This window comes from Rhodococcus sp. 4CII (assembly GCF_014256275.1).
Classification (GTDB): domain Bacteria; phylum Actinomycetota; class Actinomycetes; order Mycobacteriales; family Mycobacteriaceae; genus Rhodococcus_F; species Rhodococcus_F wratislaviensis_A.
This window is the reverse complement of record NZ_JACCFE010000002.1, coordinates 6,663,723-6,685,286: the sequence shown is the minus strand read 5'-3', so window position 1 is coordinate 6,685,286 and position 21,564 is coordinate 6,663,723. Positions and strand designations below refer to the sequence as shown.

The 21,564-nt window shown below is 68.1% G+C and carries 22 protein-coding genes and 1 pseudogene; 6 read left to right on the top strand and 17 right to left on the bottom strand.

Features of this window, described 5'->3' with window-relative positions:
• Positions 1–2: 2 nt before the first annotated feature.
• The 14 genes from H0B43_RS31820 to infC all read right to left on the bottom strand — a co-directional run bounded on the left by H0B43_RS31820 (position 3) and on the right by infC (position 13,610).
• Positions 3–1,202, bottom strand: coding sequence for an argininosuccinate synthase (locus H0B43_RS31820; RefSeq protein ID WP_185724303.1), 1,200 nt, complete (start codon positions 1,200–1,202; stop codon positions 3–5).
• Positions 1,203–1,249: 47 nt separating this feature from the next.
• Complete coding sequence (locus H0B43_RS31815; protein ID WP_185724304.1) at positions 1,250–1,813, bottom strand: arginine repressor; 564 nt, start codon at positions 1,811–1,813, stop codon at positions 1,250–1,252.
• Positions 1,810–2,745: an ornithine carbamoyltransferase gene (argF, locus tag H0B43_RS31810; protein ID WP_213015295.1), complete on the bottom strand. Its 936-nt coding sequence runs from the start codon at positions 2,743–2,745 to the stop codon at positions 1,810–1,812. The genes H0B43_RS31815 and argF overlap by 4 nt, the downstream gene beginning before the upstream one ends.
• Positions 2,746–2,753: 8 nt before the next feature.
• The gene (locus H0B43_RS31805) at positions 2,754–3,953 is read right to left on the bottom strand and encodes an acetylornithine transaminase (RefSeq protein ID WP_185724306.1); all 1,200 of its coding nucleotides are present in this window, start codon (positions 3,951–3,953) and stop codon (positions 2,754–2,756) included.
• Complete coding sequence (gene argB, locus H0B43_RS31800; RefSeq protein WP_185724307.1) at positions 3,950–4,876, bottom strand: acetylglutamate kinase; 927 nt, start codon at positions 4,874–4,876, stop codon at positions 3,950–3,952. Before argB ends, H0B43_RS31805 begins: the two co-directional genes overlap by 4 nt.
• The gene (argJ, locus tag H0B43_RS31795; RefSeq protein WP_185724308.1) at positions 4,873–6,117 is read right to left on the bottom strand and encodes a bifunctional glutamate N-acetyltransferase/amino-acid acetyltransferase ArgJ; all 1,245 of its coding nucleotides are present in this window, start codon (positions 6,115–6,117) and stop codon (positions 4,873–4,875) included. Before argJ ends, argB begins: the two co-directional genes overlap by 4 nt.
• Positions 6,114–7,169, bottom strand: coding sequence for an N-acetyl-gamma-glutamyl-phosphate reductase (gene argC, locus H0B43_RS31790; RefSeq protein ID WP_185724309.1), 1,056 nt, complete (start codon positions 7,167–7,169; stop codon positions 6,114–6,116). Before argC ends, argJ begins: the two co-directional genes overlap by 4 nt.
• Before the next feature lie 67 nt (positions 7,170–7,236).
• On the bottom strand, positions 7,237–7,635 hold the full coding sequence (locus H0B43_RS31785; RefSeq protein WP_185724310.1) for a hypothetical protein: 399 nt from the start codon (positions 7,633–7,635) through the stop codon (positions 7,237–7,239).
• Between the two features lie 42 nt (positions 7,636–7,677).
• On the bottom strand, positions 7,678–10,164 hold the full coding sequence (gene pheT / locus H0B43_RS31780) for a phenylalanine--tRNA ligase subunit beta (RefSeq protein ID WP_185724311.1): 2,487 nt from the start codon (positions 10,162–10,164) through the stop codon (positions 7,678–7,680).
• Positions 10,165–10,231: 67 nt separating this feature from the next.
• Positions 10,232–11,317 carry a phenylalanine--tRNA ligase subunit alpha gene (pheS, locus tag H0B43_RS31775; protein WP_185724312.1) on the bottom strand — a complete coding sequence of 362 codons (1,086 nt, stop codon included), beginning with the start codon at positions 11,315–11,317 and terminating at the stop codon, positions 10,232–10,234.
• Between the two features lie 94 nt (positions 11,318–11,411).
• A complete protein-coding gene (locus H0B43_RS31770) occupies positions 11,412–12,221 on the bottom strand; it encodes an RNA methyltransferase (protein WP_185724313.1) in 810 nt (269 codons plus the stop codon).
• 38 nt (positions 12,222–12,259) lie between these two features.
• Entirely contained in the window at positions 12,260–12,649 is a 390-nt protein-coding gene (rplT, locus tag H0B43_RS31765; RefSeq protein WP_185724314.1) for a 50S ribosomal protein L20, read from the bottom strand.
• A gap of 63 nt (positions 12,650–12,712) precedes the next feature.
• Positions 12,713–12,907, bottom strand: a complete 195-nt coding sequence (gene rpmI / locus H0B43_RS31760; RefSeq protein ID WP_005247390.1) for a 50S ribosomal protein L35 — start codon at positions 12,905–12,907, stop codon at positions 12,713–12,715.
• A gap of 58 nt (positions 12,908–12,965) precedes the next feature.
• On the bottom strand, positions 12,966–13,610 hold the full coding sequence (infC, locus tag H0B43_RS31755; RefSeq protein WP_185729731.1) for a translation initiation factor IF-3: 645 nt from the start codon (positions 13,608–13,610) through the stop codon (positions 12,966–12,968).
• A 401-nt stretch (positions 13,611–14,011) separates the two neighbouring features.
• On the opposite strand from infC, the gene H0B43_RS31750 reads away from it, so the two are divergent.
• Both H0B43_RS31750 and H0B43_RS31745 read left to right on the top strand, forming a co-directional pair.
• Positions 14,012–14,395: a DUF1844 domain-containing protein gene (locus H0B43_RS31750; RefSeq protein WP_185724315.1), complete on the top strand. Its 384-nt coding sequence runs from the start codon at positions 14,012–14,014 to the stop codon at positions 14,393–14,395.
• A gap of 1 nt (position 14,396) precedes the next feature.
• A complete protein-coding gene (locus tag H0B43_RS31745) occupies positions 14,397–14,810 on the top strand; it encodes a DUF1801 domain-containing protein (protein WP_185724316.1) in 414 nt (137 codons plus the stop codon).
• Between the two features lie 7 nt (positions 14,811–14,817).
• Here H0B43_RS31745 and H0B43_RS31740 read toward each other — a convergent pair whose 3' ends face one another.
• Positions 14,818–15,054 (bottom strand): helix-turn-helix transcriptional regulator, encoded by a 237-nt coding sequence (locus tag H0B43_RS31740; protein WP_397517505.1) that lies wholly within the window; start codon positions 15,052–15,054, stop codon positions 14,818–14,820.
• 47 nt (positions 15,055–15,101) lie between these two features.
• Between H0B43_RS31740 and H0B43_RS31735 the strand changes: the two genes are divergently transcribed.
• Together H0B43_RS31735 and H0B43_RS31730 are read left to right on the top strand one after the other, a co-directional pair.
• Entirely contained in the window at positions 15,102–15,413 is a 312-nt protein-coding gene (locus tag H0B43_RS31735) for a transposase (protein ID WP_185723806.1), read from the top strand.
• Positions 15,410–16,315, top strand: a complete 906-nt coding sequence (locus tag H0B43_RS31730) for an IS3 family transposase (RefSeq protein ID WP_185723805.1) — start codon at positions 15,410–15,412, stop codon at positions 16,313–16,315. The genes H0B43_RS31735 and H0B43_RS31730 overlap by 4 nt, the downstream gene beginning before the upstream one ends.
• 22 nt (positions 16,316–16,337) lie before the next feature.
• Here H0B43_RS31730 and H0B43_RS31725 read toward each other — a convergent pair.
• Positions 16,338–16,811, bottom strand: a pseudogene (locus H0B43_RS31725) (helix-turn-helix transcriptional regulator); the annotation flags it as partial.
• 119 nt (positions 16,812–16,930) lie between these two features.
• Here H0B43_RS31725 and H0B43_RS31720 point away from each other — a divergent pair.
• Positions 16,931–17,677: an alpha/beta fold hydrolase gene (locus H0B43_RS31720; protein ID WP_185724317.1), complete on the top strand. Its 747-nt coding sequence runs from the start codon at positions 16,931–16,933 to the stop codon at positions 17,675–17,677.
• A gap of 6 nt (positions 17,678–17,683) precedes the next feature.
• Here the strand turns inward: H0B43_RS31720 and uvrA are convergent, their stop codons facing one another.
• On the bottom strand, positions 17,684–20,674 hold the full coding sequence (gene uvrA, locus H0B43_RS31715) for an excinuclease ABC subunit UvrA (protein WP_185724318.1): 2,991 nt from the start codon (positions 20,672–20,674) through the stop codon (positions 17,684–17,686).
• A gap of 151 nt (positions 20,675–20,825) precedes the next feature.
• Between uvrA and H0B43_RS31710 the strand changes: the two genes are divergently transcribed.
• Positions 20,826–21,515, top strand: a complete 690-nt coding sequence (locus tag H0B43_RS31710; protein ID WP_185724319.1) for an MBL fold metallo-hydrolase — start codon at positions 20,826–20,828, stop codon at positions 21,513–21,515.
• The last annotated feature ends 49 nt before the right edge of the window (positions 21,516–21,564 follow it).

Genomic DNA, 21,564 nt, shown 5'->3' with positions numbered 1-21,564 from the left:
ACCTAGAGGCCCAGATCGCGCTTCGCCGCGACCTTCGAGGACAGCCCGTGGATCTGCACGAATCCCTTGGCGTAGGACTGGTCGAACGTGTCGCCCTCGTCGTAGGTGGCGAGGTTGAAGTCGTACAGCGACTGGTTACTGCGTCGGCCGTTGACGATGATCGCACCCCCGTGCAGCACCAGCCGGATGTCGCCGGAGACGCGTTCCTGGGTCTTCTCGATGAAGGTGTCCAGTGCGACCTTCAGCGGCGAGAACCACAGGCCGTCGTACACCAGCTCGCTCCAACGCTGCTCGGTCTGCCGCTTGTAGCGGCCGAGTTCGCGTTCCTGCGTGACGTGCTCGAGTTCCTGGTGGGCGTTGATCAGCACCATCGCGCCGGGGGCCTCGTAGATCTCACGGCTCTTGATGCCGACGAGACGGTCCTCGACGACGTCGAGGCGGCCGACGCCCTGGGCACCCGCGCGGCGGTTGAGTTCCTGGATGGCCTCGAGCACGGTGACCGGCTTGCCGTCGATCGCGACCGGGCGGCCCGCCTCGAAGCTGATGATCAGCTCGTCCGGGGCCTGCCAGTTGACGGTCGGGTCCTGGGTGTAGTCATAGACGTCCTTGGTCGGCGCGTTCCACAGGTCCTCGAGGAACCCGGTCTCGACGGCGCGTCCCCACACGTTCTGGTCGATCGAGAACGGCGACTTCTTGGAGACGCTGATCGGGATCTCGTTCTCCTCGGCGAACGCGATCGCCTTCTCACGGGTCCACGCGTAGTCACGCACCGGCGCGATCACGTCGAGGTCGGGGGCGAGCGACCCGAAGCCGACCTCGAACCGAACCTGGTCGTTGCCCTTGCCGGTGCAGCCGTGCGCGACGGTGGTGCCGCCGTGGGCGCGCGCCGCCTCGACGAGGTGCTTGACGATCAGCGGCCGGCTGATGGCCGACACGAGCGGGTAGCGGTCCATGTACAGGGCGTTGGCCTGGATGGTCGGCAGGCAGTATTCGTCGGCGAACTCGTCGCGCGCATCCACCACGACCGATTCGACCGCACCGCAGTCGAGTGCACGCTGACGCACGACCTCCATGTCCTCGCCGCCCTGGCCGAGATCGATGGCGACAGCAACAACTTCCTTGCCCGTCTCCTTGCCGATCCAGCTGATGGCGACTGAGGTGTCCAGCCCGCCCGAGTAGGCGAGTACGACGCGATCGGCCATGGTCCTTGTGCTCCTTAGGTTGAAGATCTGTAGAGATGATTCAGTTGTCAGGCGAGGGATTCGATCTTGGCCGCGAGTTCCGCCCCGCTCAGCGGCTCACGTGCCACCACGAGAACGGTGTCATCCCCCGCGATGGTTCCCACGACGTCAGGTAATGATGCCCGATCGAGTGCACTCGCCAGATAGTGCGCTGCCCCCGGAGGAGTTCGCAGCACCGCCATGTTGCCACTGGAGTCGGTCGACACCAGTAACTCCCCCAGCAACCGAGACAGCCGGTCGGTGCCGCCGGACACCCCGCGGACGGGATTTCCGTCCTCGGGCACCACGTACACCCCGGCGCCACCGTCCGCGGCGCGGAGCTTCACAGCACCCAGTTCCTCGAGGTCACGCGAGAGCGTGGCCTGCGTGGCATCGATGCCTTCGGCCGCGAGCAGGGCCGCGAGTTCCGTCTGGCTGCGGACGGGATTGTTCGACAGGATCGCGACGATCCGCGCCTGCCGTCCCGCCCGGGTCGGTGCCGTCGCCGCGTTCGCGGCGCGCGGGCTCTGCGGCTGAGCCGCACCTGGGCTCTGCGGCTGAGCCGCACCTGGACTCTGCGGTTGAGCAGTCACGGACGGTCACCGGTTCGTTGTGCGAGCAGCCACACCAGCAGCGCCTTCTGCGCGTGGAGGCGATTCTCCGCCTCGTCCCAGACGACGCTCTGCGGTCCGTCGAGAACCTCGTCGGTGATCTCCTCGCCGCGGTGGGCGGGCAGGCAGTGCAGGACCACCGCGTCGGCGTCGGCCTTCGCGAGCAGTGCGTCGTTGATCTGGAAGGGACGGAAGGGACCGACCCGGTCGAGTCCGTCGTTCTCCTGACCCATCGACGTCCAGGTGTCGGTCACGAGTGCGTCCGCGCCGGCGACCGCCGTCTGCGGGTCGTCGGTGAGGGTGATGGTCGCACCGGTCTCGGCTGCCCGCGTCCGGGCGGCCTCGACCACCCACGGCAGCGGTGCGAACCCCTCGGGGCTGGCGATGGTCACGTGGACGCCTGCGGTCACACCACCCAGCATCAGCGAGTGCGCCATGTTGTTGGCGCCGTCGCCGAGGTAGGTGAGCTCGAGCCCCGTCAGCGACCCCTTCCGCTCCGCGAGCGTCTGCAGATCGGCCAGGACCTGGCACGGGTGGAATTCGTCCGACAGCGCGTTGACGATCGGCACGCTCGCGCCGGAGGCCATCGCCTCGAGCCGCTTCTGCCCGAACGTGCGCCACACCACCGCGTCGACGTACCGGGAAAGGACGCGGCCGGTGTCCTGCAGCGTCTCCTCTCGGCCGAGCTGGGTGCTGCGCCCGTCGACGACGATCGCGTGCCCGCCGAGCTGCGCGATGCCCATCTCGAACGAGAACCGGGTGCGCGTCGAGTTCTTCTCGAAGATCACGCCGACCCCGCGGGGTCCTTCGAGCGGACGTTCGGCGAACGGGGCCTTCTTCAGTCGGGCGGCGAGCTCGAGGACCTCGGCCTGCTGCGCGGGGGTGAGATCGTCGTCGCGGAGAAAGTGCTTCATTTCCGTCGTCACTGCTTTCCCGGCTGAGCGGCCGATTGTGCGTTGTCGAGAATCGCGGGCAGCGCCGCGACGAAGGTGTCGGCCTGCTCGTCCGTCAGGACCAGCGGCGGAGCCAGCCGGACGACGCCCGGCTGTGCGGCGTTGACCAGGTATCCGGCCTCGCGCGCGGAGTTCTCCACCGCGGGGGCCACGTCCTCGGTGAGGACGATGCCGAGCAGCAGTCCTGCGCCCCGGACATGATCGACGAGCGGATGGCCGAGGCCTTCGATGCCGGCCGACAGCGACTTGCCGAGCGTGTCGGCGCGGGAGATGAGGTCGTCCTCGGCGATCGTCCGCAACACGGCGAGGGCTGCCGACGCGCAGACGGGGTTCCCGCCGAATGTCGTGCCGTGCTTACCCGGGCCGAAGAGGTCCGCGGCCGCACCGGTCGCGATGCACGCGCCGATCGGCATCCCGCCCCCGAGACCCTTCGCGAGGGTCATGACGTCGGGGACGATCCCGACCGCATGGTGAGCGTAGAACCAGCCTGTGCGGCCGATCCCGGTCTGCACCTCGTCGAGCACGAGGAGAGCACCACGATCGGCGGTGATCTGCCGTGCGCCCACGAGGTACCCCTCCGGCGGAACGACGACACCACCCTCGCCCATCATCGGCTCCAGGAACACGGCCGCGGTGTCGGCGTCGACGGCACGGTCGAGGGCGTCGAGGTCGCCGTACGGCACGTGCTCGACACCTGGAGGCATCGGCTCGAACGGCAGTCGCTTGGCGGCCTGCCCGGTGAGCGCGAGGGCGCCCATCGTCCGGCCGTGGAAGGAGTTCTCGGCCGCGATGATCTTCGATCGGCCCGTGGCCCGCGCCAGCTTGAACGCCGCCTCGTTGGCCTCCGTCCCGGAATTGCAGAAGAAGACACGTCCGGGGGCACCCAGGTGGGAGAGCAGCTTCTCGGCCAGTTCGATTGCCGGTTCGCTGGCGTACAGGTTGGACACGTGCCCGAGGGTCGACAGCTGCGCCGTGACGGCCTCGATGATGGCCGGGTGCGCATGTCCGAGGATGTTGACGGCGATGCCCGCGAGGAAATCGACGTACTCCTTGCCGTCGGCGTCCGTCAGCACCGCGCCCTGACCGCGCGTCAGGGCCACCCGGGGGACGCCGTACGTGTTCATCAGAGCGCCGGACCAGCGCTGCTGGAGTTCCGGGGTTCCGGTCATGGGGCTACTCCCTCGGTAGGTGACGTCGGGCCGGGCGTGACCATCGTGCCGATGCCCTCGCCCGTGAACAGTTCGAGCAGAACGGAATGCGCGACGCGGCCGTCGATGACGTGCGCGGTGGGCACTCCGCCGCGGACCGCGCGCAGGCACGCCTCCATCTTGGGCACCATGCCGGCGTCGAGGCTCGGGAGCAGTTGCGCGAGCGCGTCCACGTCGATCTCGGTGGCCAGCGAATCGCGATCCGGCCAGTTCGTGTACAACCCTTCGACATCCGTGAGGACCACGAGCTTCTCGGCACCGATGGCCTCCGCGAGCGCGGCGGCGGCGGTGTCCGCGTTGATGTTGTGCACCACGCCGTCCGAGTCGGGAGCGATGGTGGACACCACGGGAATTCGGCCGGCGCGGATGAGGTCGAGCACGGCCTCCGGGTTCACGGTCGTCACGTCACCGACGAGGCCGATGTCGGTCGGCGTGCCCTCGACCATCACGGTGCGCTTGGTGGCGGTGAACAGGTGCGCGTCCTCACCGGAGATGCCGACGGCATACGGTCCGTGCGCGTTGATCAGCCCGACCAGTTCGCGGCCGACCTGGCCGAACAGCACCATGCGGACCACGTCCATCACCTCGGGAGTGGTGACACGGAAGCCACCCTTGAATTCCCCTGTCATGCCGAGCTTTCCGAGCATGGCATTGATCTGGGGGCCACCGCCGTGCACGACGACCGGTTGAATGCCGACCGTCCGCAGGAACGCCATGTCGGCGGCGAACGCCGTCTTCAGCGCGTCGTCGACCATCGCGTTGCCGCCGTACTTCACGACGACGACCTTGTCGCGGAATTGTTGCAGCCACGGCAGCGCCTCCGCCAGAACGTGTGCCTTCTGGTGATCGGTGATGCCGGTGAGCGCCTCGCTGGTCGCCGTCATGACGAATACGCCGAGTTCTCTTCGACATACGCGTGCGAGAGGTCGGTGGTCCGGATGGTCACCGCATGCTCGCCCAGCCCGAGGTCGATGTCGAGCGCGATGTCCGTGTCGCTCAGGTCCACGTCCCGCGCGCCTGGTGCACCGACGCCGTCGATGCACACCGGCGCGCCGTTGAACGACACCGAGATCCTGTCGGGGTCCAGTTCGATCGGCGCGATGCCGATCGCGGCCAGCACCCGGCCCCAGTTGGGGTCGGACCCGAACAGCGCCGTCTTGACCAGGCTGTCCCGGGCCACCGTCCGGGCGCCGATCAGGGCGTCGTCCTCGCTGACCGCGCCGCGAACCGTGACCCGCACCCGCTTGGTGACACCCTCCGCGTCGGCCATCATCTGGTCTGCGAGATCGTCGCAGACGGCCGTCACGGCCGCATCCAATTCTTCCTGGGTCGGTGTCACGTTGCTCGCACCGGACGCGAGCAGGAGCACCGTGTCGTTGGTCGAGGTGGCTCCGTCGACGTCCAGTCGATCGAATGTCACCCGGGTAGCGGCACGCAGCGCGGCATCGAGTTGTGCCGCCGTCGCCACGGCGTCGGTGGTCACGACACACAGCATGGTCGCCAGCGACGGGGCCAGCATCCCGGCGCCCTTCGCCATCCCGCCCACGTTCCACTTGCCCGCGTGGTGCAGGGCGGCCTGTTTCGGCACCGTGTCGGTGGTCATGATCGCGTAGGCGGCGTCGGTGCCACCCGAGATTCCCCCGGCGAGTTCGTGCACCGCCTCCGTCACGCCCGCCAGGACCTTGTCCATGGGCAGGCGGTCGCCGATGAGCCCGGTGGAACACACCGCGACCTCGACGGCGCCGGTCTCGGTGCCCCAATTACTCAGCGCCGACGCCACTTGCTCGGCCGTCTTGTGCGAGTCCTGGAATCCGCCGGCACCGGTGCACGCGTTGGCCCCACCGGAATTGAGCACCACCGCGCGCAGCCGGCCCGTCGTGAGCACCTGCTGCGACCACAGCACGGGGGCGGCCTTCACCTTGTTCGCGGTGAAGACGCCGGCGGCCGCGAGCTCGGGTCCCTCGTTGACGACGAGGGCCAGGTCGGCGTTGCCGTTCGCCTTGATTCCCGCCTTGATCCCGGCCGCACGGAAGCCCGCGGGCCCCGAGACTCCCTGGCTTCGGACCAGGGTGCCGCCGGCGACCTCCCGGGTCGGGTGCGTATCGATCGTGCTGTCACTGGTCACGGGGCAACTCCCACTGTCGAGAGACCGGCGGTCTCGGGTAGGCCAAGCGCAAGATTCATCGATTGCACCGCTCCCCCGGCGGTGCCCTTCGCAAGGTTGTCGATCACCGCGATCACGACGATCTGACCGGCGTCCGCGTCGACCGTCACCGCGATCTGGACCGCGTTCGATCCGACCACTGCGCCCGTCTGCGGCAGCACGCCCTGGGGCAGCACGTGCACGAACGGCTCGTCCGCATAGGCTTTCTCGTAGATCGCGCGCACTTCGTCCTCGGAGGCGTTGGTGGCCGCGGTGCACGTGGCGAGGATGCCGCGCGGCATCGGCGCCAGCACGGGGGTAAACGACACCGTGACCCGCTCACCGGCGAGTTCGGAGAGGTTCTGGATGATCTCCGGCGTGTGGCGGTGCACGCCGCCGACACCGTAGGCACGGACCGAACCCATCACCTCGGAACCGAGGAGGTCGGCCTTGGGCGCGCGACCCGCACCGGAGGCGCCGGTGACGGCGACGATCGTGACCCGCGGTTCGACGACACCCGCCGCGACCGCCGGCGCCATCGCCAGGCTGGACACCGTCGGGAAACACCCGGGGACTGCGATGCGCGTGGCACCGGCCAACTTCTCCCGGGCGCCAGGGAGTTCCGGAAGTCCGTACGGCCAGCTACCCGCGTGTGGGCTCTTGTAGTACCGCTCCCAGTCCTCCGCATTCGTCAACCGGAAGTCGGCGCCGCAGTCGATGATGACCGTGGACTCGGGCAGCGACTTCGCGTACTGCGCCGAATTGCCGTGCGGCAGACCGAGAAACACGACGTCGTGCCCGGCGAGGGTCTCGACGGTGGTGTCTTCGAGCACCCGGTCGGCGAGGGGTAGCAGGTGCGGATGGTGCGAGCCCAGCGTCGATCCGGCGTTGCCGCCGGCAGTGAGCGCGCCGATGACGAGCGAGCCGTCCGCATACGACGGGTGCCCCAGCAGCAGACGCAGCACTTCGCCACCGGCGTATCCGCTCGCGCCGGCGACGGCGATCCTGATCGGTCTTCCCGCGTGCTCAGTCATACGATTGATTATGCATCATCATGCAAGCTAATACACAAAGCCGCACCCGAGAGGGCGAAATCCGCGGTCACTGCTTGCCGAGCGACCGCCGGATCTCGTCGAGTTTGGCCTTGCCCGCCTTCTCCCGCGCTTCCCACGCCTCGTCCAGCGACTGCCCCGACGGACTGTCGTGCGCCAATTCGGACGATCCCATCGCCGTCCCGAACCGTCCCTCGATCCGGTCGCGCACACGATCGAAGGTCGGGACACCGCCCGTGGTGTAGTCGGGCTCGGGGGCCCCGGGCGCGAAATGCGGCACGACCTCCGCCGTCACCGGTTCGCCCGTCGGCACCGCGGCGCCGACGTCGACGGCGGCGAGGAGCGCGCCGAGACCCGGACGACCCGCGGCGACCGCCCGCACCACCTCGAGGAACTCCGCGTCGGTCAACTGACTCGCCGCTGCCACGACGTCGCGCACTTCGGTCATCGCTGCTCCTCACCGCCTCGGGCCCACCACCCAGGCTACGGGTCAGCTGCGCAGTTCGGCACCCACCGCGGCAGACGCGGCGGCGACGGCGGCATCGCGGGCGGCGCTCGCCTCGTCCTCGGTCAGCGTGCGATCGACGCCGCGGAATCGCAGTGCGAACGCCAGCGATTTCCGGCCGTCCCCGACCTGCTCGCCCTCGAACACGTCGAACAGCCGGATGTCCTCGAGAAGGTCACCGCCACCCGATCGCAGCGCCGCCTGGACCTCGGCGGCGGGTACCGCGGTGTCGACCACGACCGCCACGTCCTGCAGAACCGCCGGGAACGGCGAGACCTTCGGGGCGGGCAGATTCTCCCGCAGGGGCAGTGCGTCGACGTCGATCTCCACGGCACACGTCCGCGGAGGAAGCCCGGACCGCTCGAGCACGGCCGGATGCAGCTCGCCCGCGTGTCCGACGACGACGCCGTCGACGAGAAGTTCCGCGCCGCGGCCCGGGTGCCACGGCAGGTACTGCGTGGCACGGAACTCCAGTTCGACGCCGGCCGCCGCCGCGATCGTCCGGGCGGCCGCGAACGCGTCGGTGGCGTCCGCAACCCGGCCCGGCCCCCACGGACCGCTCGGTTCGCGCTGACCGGTAAGTACGGCCGCCACGTGCACCGGCTGGTCCGGCAGCGACCGCAGCAGCGCCGTGATCTGCTCGTTGGTCGGGCGCCGGTCCACCGCAAGCGCCTCGACCGGTTTGGTGTCGGGGCCCGGCAGCACGACCTGCGCGATGCCGAACAGCGACAGATCGCGCTGACCACGGGAGACGTTGCGGGCGAGGACCTCGAGAAGTCCGGGCAGCAACGTGGTCGCCAGCTCCGGCCGATCCGATTCGAGTGGATTGAGCACCTTGCTGGTGGCCCGGCGCGGATCGTCGGCGTCCAGTCCCCACGTGTCGAAGACCGCGGTGGGCAGGAAGACAGGGGGAAGGATCTCGACGTACCCCGAGAACGCGAGGGCCCGGCCCACCGCGCGCCTGCGACGCTGCGCGGGCGTCAATCCACGACCCGCCGGTGCGGCGGGCAGTACCGACGGAATCTTCTCGAGACCCTCGAGACGCAGCACCTCCTCCACCAGGTCGGCGGGCTGCACCAGGTCGGGACGCCACGACGGCGGACCGGCGACGAGCTGGCCCTGACCGGTGTCGCTGACACCGACCTCGACGTTGCAGCCGATCTGCGTCAGCCGGCGCGCCGACGTTCCGTTGGGGTAGTCGACCCCCGCCACGCGGTCGGGAAGGTCGATGTCCATGTGGATGGGCGCGTGCGGGGTGACCTCACCGATGTCGGTGAGCACCGGTTCGACCCGGCCGCCGGCGATGTCCACGAGCAGCGACGCCGCCCGGTCCAGCGCCGCCACCGGAATCTCCGGGTCGACCTCGCGCTCGAAACGCTTGCTCGCCTCGCTCGACAGCTTGTGCCTGCGCGCGGTCTTGAACACCGCGAGCGGATCCCACGTGGCCGCCTCGAGCAGGATGTCGGTGGTGTCCGACCCGACCTCGGTGGACGCGCCGCCCATGACACCGGCCAGCGACACGACACCCGAATCGTCGGCGATCACGACGTCCTCGGGATCGAGGACGCGCTCGGCCTCGTCGAGAGTCGTCAGCTTCTCCCCGGCCACCGCACGCCGCACCACGAGCTCACCGCTGATCTTCGCGGCATCGAACGCATGCAACGGCTGGCCCAGTTCGAGCAGCACGTAGTTGGTGACGTCGACGGCCGGCGAGATCGGGCGGATACCCGACAGCAGCAACCGGCGCTGCAGCCACCACGGGCTGACCGCCTTCGGATCGATACCGGTGACCCGGCGGGCGGCGAACCGCCGTGCCTTCGAGTCCGATTCGACGCGGATCGGCCACGCCTCCCCCTCCGCGGGGTACCGCGCCACCGACGCCGGGTCGGCGAAGTCGAGGTCGAAACCGCACGCCAGTTCACGCGTGAGCCCGCGCACCGAGAAACAGTAGCCGCGGTCCGGGGTGATGTTGAGCTCGATGACGGTGTCGTGCAGGCCCATCAACTCGTTGGCGTCCGCGCCCGGGAGTGCGGTTCCCGGTTCGAGAACGAGAATGCCCGAATGATCCTTGCCGATGCCGAGTTCGGCGACCGAGCAGATCATCCCGTCGGAGACCTGGCCGTACGTCTTGCGCGACGCGATGGCGAAACCACCGGGAAGGACAGCGCCCGGCAGAGCCACGACGACGAGATCGCCCTCGGCGAAGTTCCGGGCGCCGCACACGATGCCCTGCGGCTCGGCCGCCCCCACGTCGACCTTGCAGAACCGGATCGGCTTCTTGAATTCGGTGAGCTCGGTGATCTCGAGAACCCGTCCGACCACGAGCGGGCCGTCGACGGGCTCGAGCCGGTCGACTTCCTCGACCTCGAGCCCGACCCGGACGAAACCTTCGTCCAGCTCCTCCGCGGTGACATCCCAGTCCGGGGTGGCACGCTGCAGGATCTCGGTCAGCCAGGATTGCGCTACTCGCACGTCTGCTCAGCTCTCTCGTTCGTGAAGATGTCGTGACTGTGGTGGACGGGATCCGGGTGACGCCCGGTCAGTCCTGAACTCCGAAGGGCAGCGTGAACCGCACGTCGCCCTCGACGATGTCGCGCATGTCGGGAATCCCGTTCCGGAACTGGAGCGTGCGCTCGAGCCCCATGCCGAACGCGAACCCGGTGTACACGTCCGGGTCGATTCCGGAGGCGCGCAGCACATTCGGGTTGACCATGCCGCAGCCGCCCCACTCGACCCAGCCCGCGCCGCCCTTCTTGTTCGGGAACCAGACGTCCACCTCGGCGGACGGTTCGGTGAACGGGAAGTAGTTCGGCCGCATCCGGGTGCGGGTCTCGGGACCGAACAATGCGCGGGCGAACGCGTCGAGCGTGCCGCGCAGATGCGCCATCGTGAGGCCCTTGTCGACGGCGAGCCCCTCCACCTGGGAGAAGACCGGGGTGTGCGTCGCGTCGAGTTCGTCGGTGCGGAACGTCCGCCCGGGACACACCACGTAGATCGGCACCTCGCGCGACAGCATCGTGCGCACCTGCACCGGCGACGTGTGTGTGCGCAGCACCTGGCGCGAGCCCTCGGGTGCGAGGTGGAACGTGTCCTGCATCGTGCGCGCGGGATGGTCCGGCAGGAAGTTGAGCGCATCGAAATTGAAGTGCTCGGTCTCGACCTCCGGGCCCTCGGCGACCTCCCAGCCCATGGCCACGAACACGTCCTCGACCTGCTCGGAGATGATGCGGATCGGGTGGCGGGCACCAACCGGCTGACGCTGCGACGGCAGTGTCACGTCGATGGACTCGGCCACGAGGACGGCGGCGTCGCGCTCGGCGAGCAGGACGGCGCGACGCTCGTCGAACGCCGCACTGATCCGGGTGCGCGCGACATTCACACGCTTGCCTGCGTCGGCCTTCTCCTTGCCCGGGAGGGCTCCGAGTCCGCGGCGGGCGAGAGCGATCGGCGACTTGTCACCCATGTGTTCGACCTTGGCCTTCGCCAGGTCGTCGAGATCCACCGCCGAAGCGAACGCCTTCTCGGCGCTCTCCGCTGCCGCAGTCAGAGCATTTTCGGTGAGCGCGCTCGGATCGACCGCGTTGTCTTCGACCCCCGAGGAGGCAGCGCCCTCTTTTTTAGCCACGACCGGTGCCACTCCTTAAGTTCTTTCGATCAACACTCACGACGAAACCGAAACAGCTCGCCGTCAAATCTTATGCGATCCAATTTTCGCCGTTTCAGCTGTCGGTTCGGCTGCGGTTCTGGATCCGCGCACTCGAATACAGGCAAATCGACGCCGCCGTCGCCAGGTTGAGGCTCTCGGCACGACCGTGGATCGGAATCCGCACCCGGTGGTCCGCACGCGCCGAGGTGGCAGCGTCGAGACCGTGAGCCTCGTTGCCGAACAGCCACGCCGTGGGACGGGCCAGCAGTTCGTCTGCGTCGTCGAGATCGACTTCGCCGCCCGCGGCCGTGGCGAGCACCTGAATTCCGGCCGCGCGGATGCTGTCGAGCACTGCGGCGGTGTCTCGCTCACGCACCACCGGAAGGTGGAACAGGCTGCCCGCGGACGCCCGGACGCACTTGCCGTTGTGCGGGTCGACGCTGTCGCCCGCGAGGATCGCCGCGTCCGCACCCACCGCGTCCGCGACCCGGATGACAGTTCCTGCGTTGCCCGGTTCCGCGACCGCGACCGGAACCGCGAGCAGCCGCGTTCCGGGTCCCACCGCGTCGGCCAGCGGTACGTCGAGGAGATCGCAGACCGCGACCAGGCCCGGAGGTGTCACCGTGTCGCTCAGCGCGCGAATCGCCCGGTCCGTGACCAGCGACGTCCGGACACCCGCCGCGTGCGCGCGGTCGATCAACCGGGCATACCGCCGCTCCGCGTCCTCGGTGTAGAAGAGGTCGTGCACGCCCCTCGTGCCGAGTGCCTCGCCGACGGAGTTCTCGCCCTCCACCAGGAACCGACCGACCTTGCGGCGTTCCGCCGTGCGCAGCAGCTTGACAGCAGAAACGACCCGCGGGGTTCGCTCGGTGAGCGGGTCCACGGGTCGTTTCCGGGGCGTCAGGGGCCGGGGTGCGAGACTCAGGCCGCTTCTCCGGCAGGAGCGTTCACGTCAGCCGGGAGCGCCGCCTTGGCCAGTGCCACGAGGCCGGCGAATGCCGCCGCGTCCGACACGGCCAGCTCGGCGAGGTTCTTGCGGTCGACCTCGATCTCGGCCAGGCGCAGACCCTGGATCAGGCGGTTGTACGTGATGTCGTTCGCCCGTGCAGCAGCGTTGATACGCGTGATCCACAGCTTGCGGAAGTCGCCCTTGCGCGCACGGCGGTCACGGTAGGCGTAGGTCATCGAGTGGAGCTGCTGTTCCTTCGCCTTGCGGTACAGGCGCGAGCGCTGTCCGCGGTAGCCGCTGGAGGCTTCGAGAATCGAACGACGCTTCTTCTGGGCGTTTACCGCCCTCTTTACGCGTGCCACTGAAAAATCCTGTCAATCTTGGGGCGGTGAGCTGCCCCGGGTGGTCAGTAAAAGGGTGTCGACTCAGATGTCGAGCAGGCGCTTGATGCGAGGAGTGTCAGCCTTGCTGACGACAGCCACGCCATCGAGGCGACGGGTCACCTTCGTGGCCTTGTGCTCGAGCAGGTGGCGGCGACCGGCCTTCTGGCGCAGGATCTTTCCGCTGCCGGACACCTTGAATCGCTTCGCGGTGCCGCTGTGGGTCTTCGACTTGGGCATGGAGTCCTCAGTTCTCTGTATCCGGACCATTGATCCGGGTCGTGCTGGTGTAGTCGGACTAGCTGGTCGGCGCTTCGCCGGGCGCCTGCTCCGCAGGTGTCGCCGGAGCCTGTGCCGGTTCGGCAGGCGCCGGGGCAGCCCGCTGCGCCGGCGGCGCCGCGGCGCTTTCCTGCGCCTTCACACGGGTCTTCGCGCCCTTGTGCGGAGCGAGCACCATCGTCATGTTTCGACCGTCCTGCTTGGCGGACGTCTCCACGAACCCGAGATCCGCGACGTCTGCACCGAGACGCTGCAGCAGTCGGAATCCGAGCTCCGGACGCGACTGCTCACGTCCGCGGAACATGATCGTGACCTTGACCTTGGATCCGGCTTCGAGGAAGCGAACGACATTGCGCTTCTTCGTCTCGTAGTCGTGATCGTCGATCTTGGGGCGGAGCTTCTGCTCCTTGATGACCGTGAGCTGCTGGTTCTTGCGCGACTCACGCGCCTTCTGCGCGGCCTCGTACTTGAACTTGCCGTAGTCCATGATCTTGCAGACCGGCGGGCGAGCGTCGGGGGCCACCTCGACCAGGTCGAGATCGGCCTCGAGGGCCAAGCGGAGTGCATCTTCAACACGCACGATGCCAACCTGTTCACCTCCGGGTCCGACGAGGCGGACCTCGGGAACTCGGATGCGATCGTTGATGCGGGTCTCAGTGCTGATGGGGCCTCCTAGGTTGAACGGTCTTGTCTCGAGACCGCCAGCAGCCCGTACGCCCGGATTCCCAACAAAAAAGCCCCGCTGCGGTGAATCCTTCTCACCATGCGGGGCCCGATGTCGACCGATCAGACGAACTCACGGCTCACGCCGATCTGCCATCTCCTCGCACTCGAGGAACTCGACCCGAGTAGCCTCGGACCGAGCGACCGGACCACTGAGCTGCAGTTTTACCTGCCGCGCAGAGGTGGGAGTCGGACTCCACTTGCTGCCCCCGACAAATCCGAAGGCGGTCGTTGCGTCAAGGGTAACATTTGCGCACGTCGTGAGCTAATCGATACCGGGACGTTGCGTCCCACGCCCACCTGGCCGTCATCCCACCAGCCGCTGGTGGAATCCTCTAGGGCATGACGGACAACATCGATCACCCCCCGAACGACGGCACCCCGCCCGGCGGCGACCAGAATACCGACGTCCGGGAACTGGCCGACGTTCCCTCGGTCGAGGTCATCAGCCGCGCCGCGGTCATGCTCATGAGTTCGGCCGCCGAGAAGCTCGGCCTGTCCGACCCCGATCCCGAGTCCAGCCCGCACCTCGACCTCGACGAGGCCCGGCGTGTCATCACCGCCCTCGCCGGGTTGGTGACCGCGTCCATCGAATACCTCGGACCGCATGCCGGACCGATCCGCGAAGGCCTCCAGGCGCTGCAGCGGGCGTTCCGCGAAGCGTCGTCACACCCCGACGAGCCCGGCAAGGGCCCGGGAGAGAAGTACACCGGCCCCGTGTACTGACATGGCGAGACGCAACAAGACCGCGCGAACGCCGGCCGGCGTCGACGAGTTTCTCGCCACCGTCGCCGACCCGGTCAAGCGCGCCGACAGCGCACGACTGGTGGAACTGCTCACCGCGGCGAGCGGTGAACCGCCCGCGATGTGGGGCACGAGCATCATCGGATTCGGTTCCCGTCACTACCGGTACGCCAGCGGCCACGAGGGCGATACCGCTCTGATCGGCTTCTCCCCTCGGGCCGCGGCGCTCACCCTCTACCTCTCGATCGACTTCACCGAGCACGAGGCCGAACTCGCCGCGCTCGGCACGCACACGCTCGGCAAGGGCTGTCTCTACGTCAAGAAACTCGCCGACGTCGACGAGTCGGTGCTCGTGTCGCTGCTGAACCGGTCCGTGGCGGCCGCCCGCGCGCTCTGATCCGACCTCACCGGTCGAATACCGTGCGGGCGTCGCCGGGAGGTTCGCCGAAGAGGGCCGGATCACGCGGGACGAACGACCGGCCGGTGAGGGTCGCGTCGGACACCCGATCCAGCCGGAACCACCGGACACCCGACCGGGTCAGGCACCACGCGACGAGGAACCACGATCCCCTCGTGTGGGCGAGCAGGTGCGGTTCGACGACGCGTTCGGTGCGACCGCCGTCACGATCCACATAGCGCAGCGTGAAGTGGACCCCGTTTGGTGGACACCTCGTGTAGGAGGTAGTTCATGTCGAATGGTGAAGGTCCGGTCCGTCGTCGGAGGACGACGTATACCCCGGAGTACAAGGCCGACGCCGTGGCGATGGTCCTCGATACCGGTCGCACGATCGCCGAGGTCGCCCGCGGCCTCGGAATCGGTGATCAAACGCTGGGTGTGTGGGTCAAGCAGGCCCGCATCGACCGCGGCCAGCGCGAGGGCCTGAGCAGCGAAGAACGGGACGAGCTGACCCGACTACGCCGGGAGTTGGCGAAGGTCACCGAGGAGCGCGATCTGCTCAAACGAGCCACGGCTTTCTGGGTGAAGGAGTCGACCCGGTGACCCGCTACCGCTGGGTCGACGACCGGAAAGCCGAAGGATTCCCGGTGCGCCCCGCGTGCCGGGTGGCGCAGGTGTCGACCTCGGCGTACTACGCCTGGGCCGGCCGACATCACCGCGGCCCCACCGTAGCCGAACTCGACGAGGCGTACCTGGTCAACGCGATGCTCGACATCCAGACCGAACACGACCGCACCTACGGGTGGCGGCGGATGACCGCGGCGCTGCGCCGAGCCGGCTGGTTGGTCAACCACAAGAAGATCGCCCGGCTGATGCGCGAGAACCGGATCGGTGCGCTGCTGCGGCGACGGAAGAAGCGCACCACGATCCCGGCTCCGAATCCGCCGGTGGTACCCGATCTCGTCGAGCGCCGATTCGCACCCACGGCACCGGATGTGGCCTGGTGTGGGGACATCACCTATGTCCGAACGGGTGAGGGCTGGCTGTATCTGGCCTCGGTCCTGGATCTGGGCTCGCGGAATCTGCTCGGGTACGCGATGGCCGATCACATGCGCACCGACCTGGTCACCGACGCATTGACCATGGCGGTGGGAATCCGCGGCGGCAAGACGAACGGAATCGCCTTTCACAGCGACCGCGGCAGTCAGTATCTGTCGGCGGATTACCGGCAGCATCTCGCTGCATTTGGGATGCGGCAATCGGCTGGCCGGACCGGTCAATGTTGGGATAACGCGGTGGCCGAATCGCTGTGGTCGAGTATCAAACGCGAACTGCTGCATCGGTATCGGTGGCCCACCCGGGCGGCGGCACGGCAGGCGATCTTCGCCTGGATCCATCGCTATAACCGGACTCGGCTTCATTCGTCCCTGGGTTATCTGCCGCCGGTCGAGTACGAACAGCAGTACCATCACAACCGAACCGTCAGCGGACTCGAAGCCGCATAATCACGTGTCCGGCAAACGGGGACCAGGTCAGCGACACCATCAGGTCGCGCTGCACTCCCTCCTCCACGACGCGGCGGATCCGCGGTTCCGCGCCACCCGGATCGGCGTCCCGCCGGATCCACACCTTCGCGCCGAGCCGCTCCACCCGCTCCCTCGACTCCGCATCCAACACGTCCAGCAACTTGGCCAGCGCCGCGCGGCCGTCGGTCGAGAATGGCGCATCGCGACATGCAGTTAGAGCAAGGGCGACCGAGACCGCTTGCGCGGGAGTGAAATTCACCGGAGGCAGGGTGCCGCTCCCGATGATGCCGTAACCCCCGCCCGGCCCTGCCGTCGCCCGGATCGCGGCACCGGAGGACTGCAGCACCGCGATGTCCCGCTTGATCGTGCGGGTGGTCACCTCGAACTGCGCCGCCAACTGCTCCGCGGTACGGCCGCGAGACCCCGCCCGGCGTAGTTCTTCCGTCAGGGCGTGGAGGCGGGCTGGGCGGTCCATGAGGGCATTCTGCCGAACGAGCACGACAGAGTCGCCGCTCTCGCCGACGAAGTCCGTTATGTGACTGTGACATACACGGTGACATGCTGATGTCACCGTTGCCGGTTCATCGTTGTCTCATGACTCCGACACACGAAGTACCCGGCAGTTCGACCACACACGTCATTCTGGTTCCCGGATTCTGGCTCGGTGCGTGGGCCTGGGAGTCGGTGGCATCCGACCTCGCCGGCCGCGGCCACCACGTCTCGACGCCGACCCTGCCCGGTCTCGACTCGGTCGACACCGATCGTCGCGGCATCCGGCTCGACGACCACGTCTCCGCCGTCGTCGACGCGGTCGCCGCGACGCCGCCGTCGGAGCGTGCGGTCGTGGTCGCACACAGCGGCGCCGGTCCGGTGGCCTACGCCGCGAGCGACCGGGTGGCCGGCCGACCGGCCCGGCTGGTCTACGTCGACTCCGGGCCGTTGCAGAACGGCACCGCACTTCGCGACGACCTCGATCCTGCGGTCACCGAGATCCCGCTTCCGTCCTGGTCCGAACTCGAGGCCGAAGGCAGCAGCCTGGGCGGTCTGGACGATGCCACGCTCACGATGTTCCGAAGCCGGGCGGTGCCCCAACCGGCCGGTCCGGCGCGGGACACGCTCGACCTGCGCGACGCCGGCCGTCTGGACGTGCCGAGCACGGTGATCTGCACCAGCTTCCCGTCGGACGCCATCCGGCAGATGGCGGAGGCCGGCCACCCGATGGTCGCCGAACTCGCGCAGATCGCGAACGTCGACTACGTCGATCTGCCGACCGGCCACTGGCCGATGTGGTCGCGGCCGGCAGATCTGGCGAGCGCGATCGACGCGGCCGCCACTAACTGACCGAACTCAGCTGACGGCCGCGGCCTTCTTCGGAGCCCGCTTGCGCGGTGCCGCCGAGGCCGCGGCCGTCTTCTTCGCCGTCGCGCCCTTCCGCGCCGTCGACGACTTGGCCGCCTTGGACTTGGTGCCGGTTGGCGCCGGCACCGCGAGGACACTCTCGAGGAACCGCCCCGTGTAGCTCTCCGGCACCTGCGCCACCTCCTCCGGGGTTCCTTGCGCCACAACGGTTCCGCCGCCGGACCCGCCCTCGGGACCCATGTCCACGACCCAATCGGAAGTCTTGATGACGTCGAGGTTGTGCTCGATCACGATCACCGTGTTGCCCTTGTCGACCAACCCGTTGACGACACCCAGCAACTTGCGGATGTCCTCGAAGTGCAGACCCGTCGTGGGCTCGTCGAGGATGTACACGGTGCGGCCTGTCGACCGCTTCTGCAGTTCGGCGGCGAGCTTCACGCGCTGGGCCTCGCCACCGGACAGTGTCGGCGCGGGCTGACCGAGCCGCACGTATCCGAGACCGACCTCGACCAGGGTCTTGAGATACCGGTGAATCGAAGTGATGGGCTCGAAGAACTCCGCTGCCTCCTCGATCGGCATGTCCAGCACCTCGGCGATGGTCTTGCCCTTGTAATGGACCTCGAGCGTCTCGCGGTTGTACCGAGCGCCGTGGCACACCTCGCACGGCACGTATACGTCGGGAAGGAAGTTCATCTCGATCTTCAGCGTGCCGTCACCGGAACAGGCCTCGCACCGGCCGCCCTTGACGTTGAACGAGAACCGGCCCGGCTGGTAGCCACGCACCTTGGATTCCGTGGTGGCGGCGAACAGGGTGCGGATCTTGTCGAACACCCCCGTGTAGGTGGCCGCGTTGGAACGCGGGGTGCGGCCGATCGGTGACTGGTCGACCTGCACGAGTTTGTCCAGGTGGTCGAGCCCGTTGACGCGGGTGTGCCGGCCCGGCACCTGGCGGGCGCCGTTGAGTTTGTTCGCCATCACCGTCGCGAGGATGTCGTTGACGAGCGTCGACTTACCCGACCCGGACACGCCGGTCACCGACGTGAGCACGCCCAGCGGGAAGCTGACGTCGATGCCCCCGAGGTTGTGTTCGCGCGCACCGATCACCGTGACCTGCCGCTTGCGGTCGACCGGACGGCGGATCGCGGGAATCTCGATGTGACTGCGGCCCGACAGGTAGGCGCCGGTCAAGGATTCCTCGCAGTCGAGCAGTTCCTGGTACGGCCCGCTGTGGACGACCTTTCCGCCGTGCTCACCGGCGAGCGGTCCGATGTCGACCACCCAGTCGGACGTGCGGATCGTGTCTTCGTCGTGCTCGACCACGATGAGCGTGTTCCCGAGGTCGCGCAGGCGTGTGAGGGTCTCGATGAGACGCCGGTTGTCGCGCTGATGCAGACCGATCGACGGCTCGTCCAGCACGTACAGGACACCCACCAGGCCGGAACCGATCTGCGTGGCGAGACGGATGCGCTGCGCCTCACCACCGGACAGTGTCCCGGCGGCGCGGGCGAGCGACAGGTATTCGAGGCCGACGTCGAGCAGGAACCCGAGGCGGGCCTGCACTTCCTTGAGCACCTGACCGGCGATGGCCTCCTCACGGCTGCCCAGCGTGAGGCTGTTGAGGAAGTCGGCGCAGTCGGAGATCGACAGTTCGCAGACCTCGGCGATCGACTTCATCCCGAACTTCTCGCTCGCGATGGTGACCGACAGGATCTCGGGGCGCAGACGAGCACCGCCGCACGCGGGACACGGCGTGTCGCGCATGTAGCCGTCGTAGCGTTCCTTCATCTGGTCCGACTCGGTCTGTTCGAGCCGGCGGTGCAGGAAAGGCATGACGCCCTCGAACTCGGCGTAGTAGGAACGGGTACGCCCGTACCGGTTCTTGTACCGGACGTGGACCTGCTCCTCACTGCCCTCGAGGATCGCCCGGCGTGCCTTCGCGGGGAGCTTGTTCCACGGCGTCTTCATGTCGAAGCCGAGGATGTCGCCGAGACCGGACAGCAGACGGCCGAAGTACTCGGAACTCTGCCCCATCGACCAGGGTGCGATGGCGCCGTCCCCCAGCGACAGTTCGGGGTCGGGGACCACGAGGTCGGGGTCGACCTCCTTGCGGATTCCGAGACCGGTGCACTCCGGGCAGGCGCCGTACGGGGAGTTGAACGAGAACGAGCGGGGTTCGAGGTCGTCGATGGAGAGTGCGTGACCGTTCGGGCAGGCCAGCTTCTCCGAGAAGCGGCGTTCCCGGTCGGCGGCGTTCTCCTCGCGGTCGACGAAGTCCAGGACGACGATGCCCTCCGCCAACCGCAACGCGGTCTCGACGGAGTCGGTGAGGCGCTGCTTGGAACTCGCCTTGACGGTGAGGCGATCGACGACGACCTCGATGTCGTGCTTCTCCTGCTTCTTGAGCTTCGGCGGATCGGAGAGCGGATGCACCACGCCGTCCACGCGCACGCGCGAGTAACCCTGCATGTTGAGCTGGTCGAACAAGTCGACGAATTCACCCTTGCGGGTACGGACGACCGGAGCCAGCACCTGGAAGCGGGTGCCCTCCTCCATGTCGAGAACCTGGTCGACGATCTGCTGTGGCGTCTGCCGCGCGATCTGCTCGCCGCACACCGGGCAGTGTGCGGTGCCCGCCCGCGCATACAACAGGCGGAGGTAGTCGTAGACCTCGGTGATGGTGCCGACGGTGGACCGCGGGTTGCGGTTGGTCGACTTCTGGTCGATGGAGACCGCCGGCGACAGACCTTCGATGAAGTCGACGTCCGGCTTGTCCATCTGACCGAGGAACTGGCGCGCGTACGCCGACAGCGACTCGACGTAGCGTCGCTGGCCCTCGGCGAAGATCGTGTCGAATGCCAGGCTCGACTTACCCGAACCCGACAACCCGGTGAACACGATCAGGCTGTCGCGGGGCAGATCGAGATCGACCCCTCGCAGATTGTGCTCACGGGCACCCCGCACGATCAGGCGATCCGCCACTCCAAGTCCCTTCATTGTTCGACGGCCGAGGGCGCGCACGAACGCTGAGCCCTCTGGCCGTGCCATGGTAAGCGGGGGCACCGACACGTTTTCTGCGACGGATGGCCGCCCTGCCACTCACCTGCTTGTATTCGACGGTAGCCTCCCCACCATGACCGAGCAGCCCATGGTGATAGAAGACTCGTACACCGGCCACGTCTCCCCCGGTTCGGCGCCGCAGCGCCGCACGGTTCCGGGAGCCACGATCACGAAGATGTCCGTCGGCCCCATGGACAACAACGTGTACCTGGTCGTCTGTTCCGCCACCGGAAAATCCGTCCTCGTCGACGCCGCCAACGAGGCGGACCGCATCAACCAACTGATCGGCGAACACGCGCCGTCCCTCGACTTGATCGTCACCACCCACCAGCACGGTGACCACTGGCTGGCGCTCGAGGACGTCGCGTCCGCCACGCGCGTCGACACCGCCGCCCATCCCCTCGACGCCGACGCGCTCCCCGTCCGTCCCGACCGGCTTCTCGACGACGGCGACACCATCGGGGTCGGTGACATCACCCTCGACGTGATCCACCTCGCCGGCCACACCCCCGGTTCCATCGCACTCGCGCTCACGGAAGCGGACGGCGGACGCACCCACCTCTTCACCGGCGATTCCCTCTTCCCCGGCGGTGTCGGCAAGACCGCCGACGCGAAGGCATTCGCGTCCCTGCTGTCCGACGTCGAAACCAAGCTCTTCGACCGCTACGGCGACGACACCGTCGTCTACCCCGGTCACGGTGACGACACCACTCTCGGCGCCGAGCGCCCGCACCTCGGAGAGTGGCGCGAGCGCGGCTGGTGACCACACCCGATCGCCGATCGCGCGCCCAACGGCCTGCGATTGGCGATCG

Excerpts from the sequence above, each read along its gene's own strand:
- H0B43_RS31820 (WP_185724303.1), bottom strand. The coding sequence starts at position 1,202 with ATGGCCGATCGCGTCGTACTCGCCTACTCGGGCGGGCTGGACACCTCA.
- argF (WP_213015295.1), bottom strand. The coding sequence starts at position 2,745 with ATGAAGCACTTTCTCCGCGACGACGATCTCACCCCCGCGCAGCAGGCC.
- H0B43_RS31805 (WP_185724306.1), bottom strand. The coding sequence starts at position 3,953 with ATGACCGGAACCCCGGAACTCCAGCAGCGCTGGTCCGGCGCTCTGATG.
- argB (WP_185724307.1), bottom strand. The coding sequence starts at position 4,876 with ATGACGGCGACCAGCGAGGCGCTCACCGGCATCACCGATCACCAGAAG.
- argC (WP_185724309.1), bottom strand. The coding sequence starts at position 7,169 with ATGACTGAGCACGCGGGAAGACCGATCAGGATCGCCGTCGCCGGCGCG.
- H0B43_RS31785 (WP_185724310.1), bottom strand. The coding sequence starts at position 7,635 with ATGACCGAAGTGCGCGACGTCGTGGCAGCGGCGAGTCAGTTGACCGAC.
- rpmI (WP_005247390.1), bottom strand. The coding sequence starts at position 12,907 with ATGCCCAAGTCGAAGACCCACAGCGGCACCGCGAAGCGATTCAAGGTG.
- H0B43_RS31750 (WP_185724315.1), top strand. The coding sequence starts at position 14,012 with ATGACGGACAACATCGATCACCCCCCGAACGACGGCACCCCGCCCGGC.
- H0B43_RS31745 (WP_185724316.1), top strand. The coding sequence starts at position 14,397 with ATGGCGAGACGCAACAAGACCGCGCGAACGCCGGCCGGCGTCGACGAG.
- H0B43_RS31735 (WP_185723806.1), top strand. The coding sequence starts at position 15,102 with ATGTCGAATGGTGAAGGTCCGGTCCGTCGTCGGAGGACGACGTATACC.
- H0B43_RS31720 (WP_185724317.1), top strand. The coding sequence starts at position 16,931 with ATGACTCCGACACACGAAGTACCCGGCAGTTCGACCACACACGTCATT.
- H0B43_RS31710 (WP_185724319.1), top strand. The coding sequence starts at position 20,826 with ATGACCGAGCAGCCCATGGTGATAGAAGACTCGTACACCGGCCACGTC.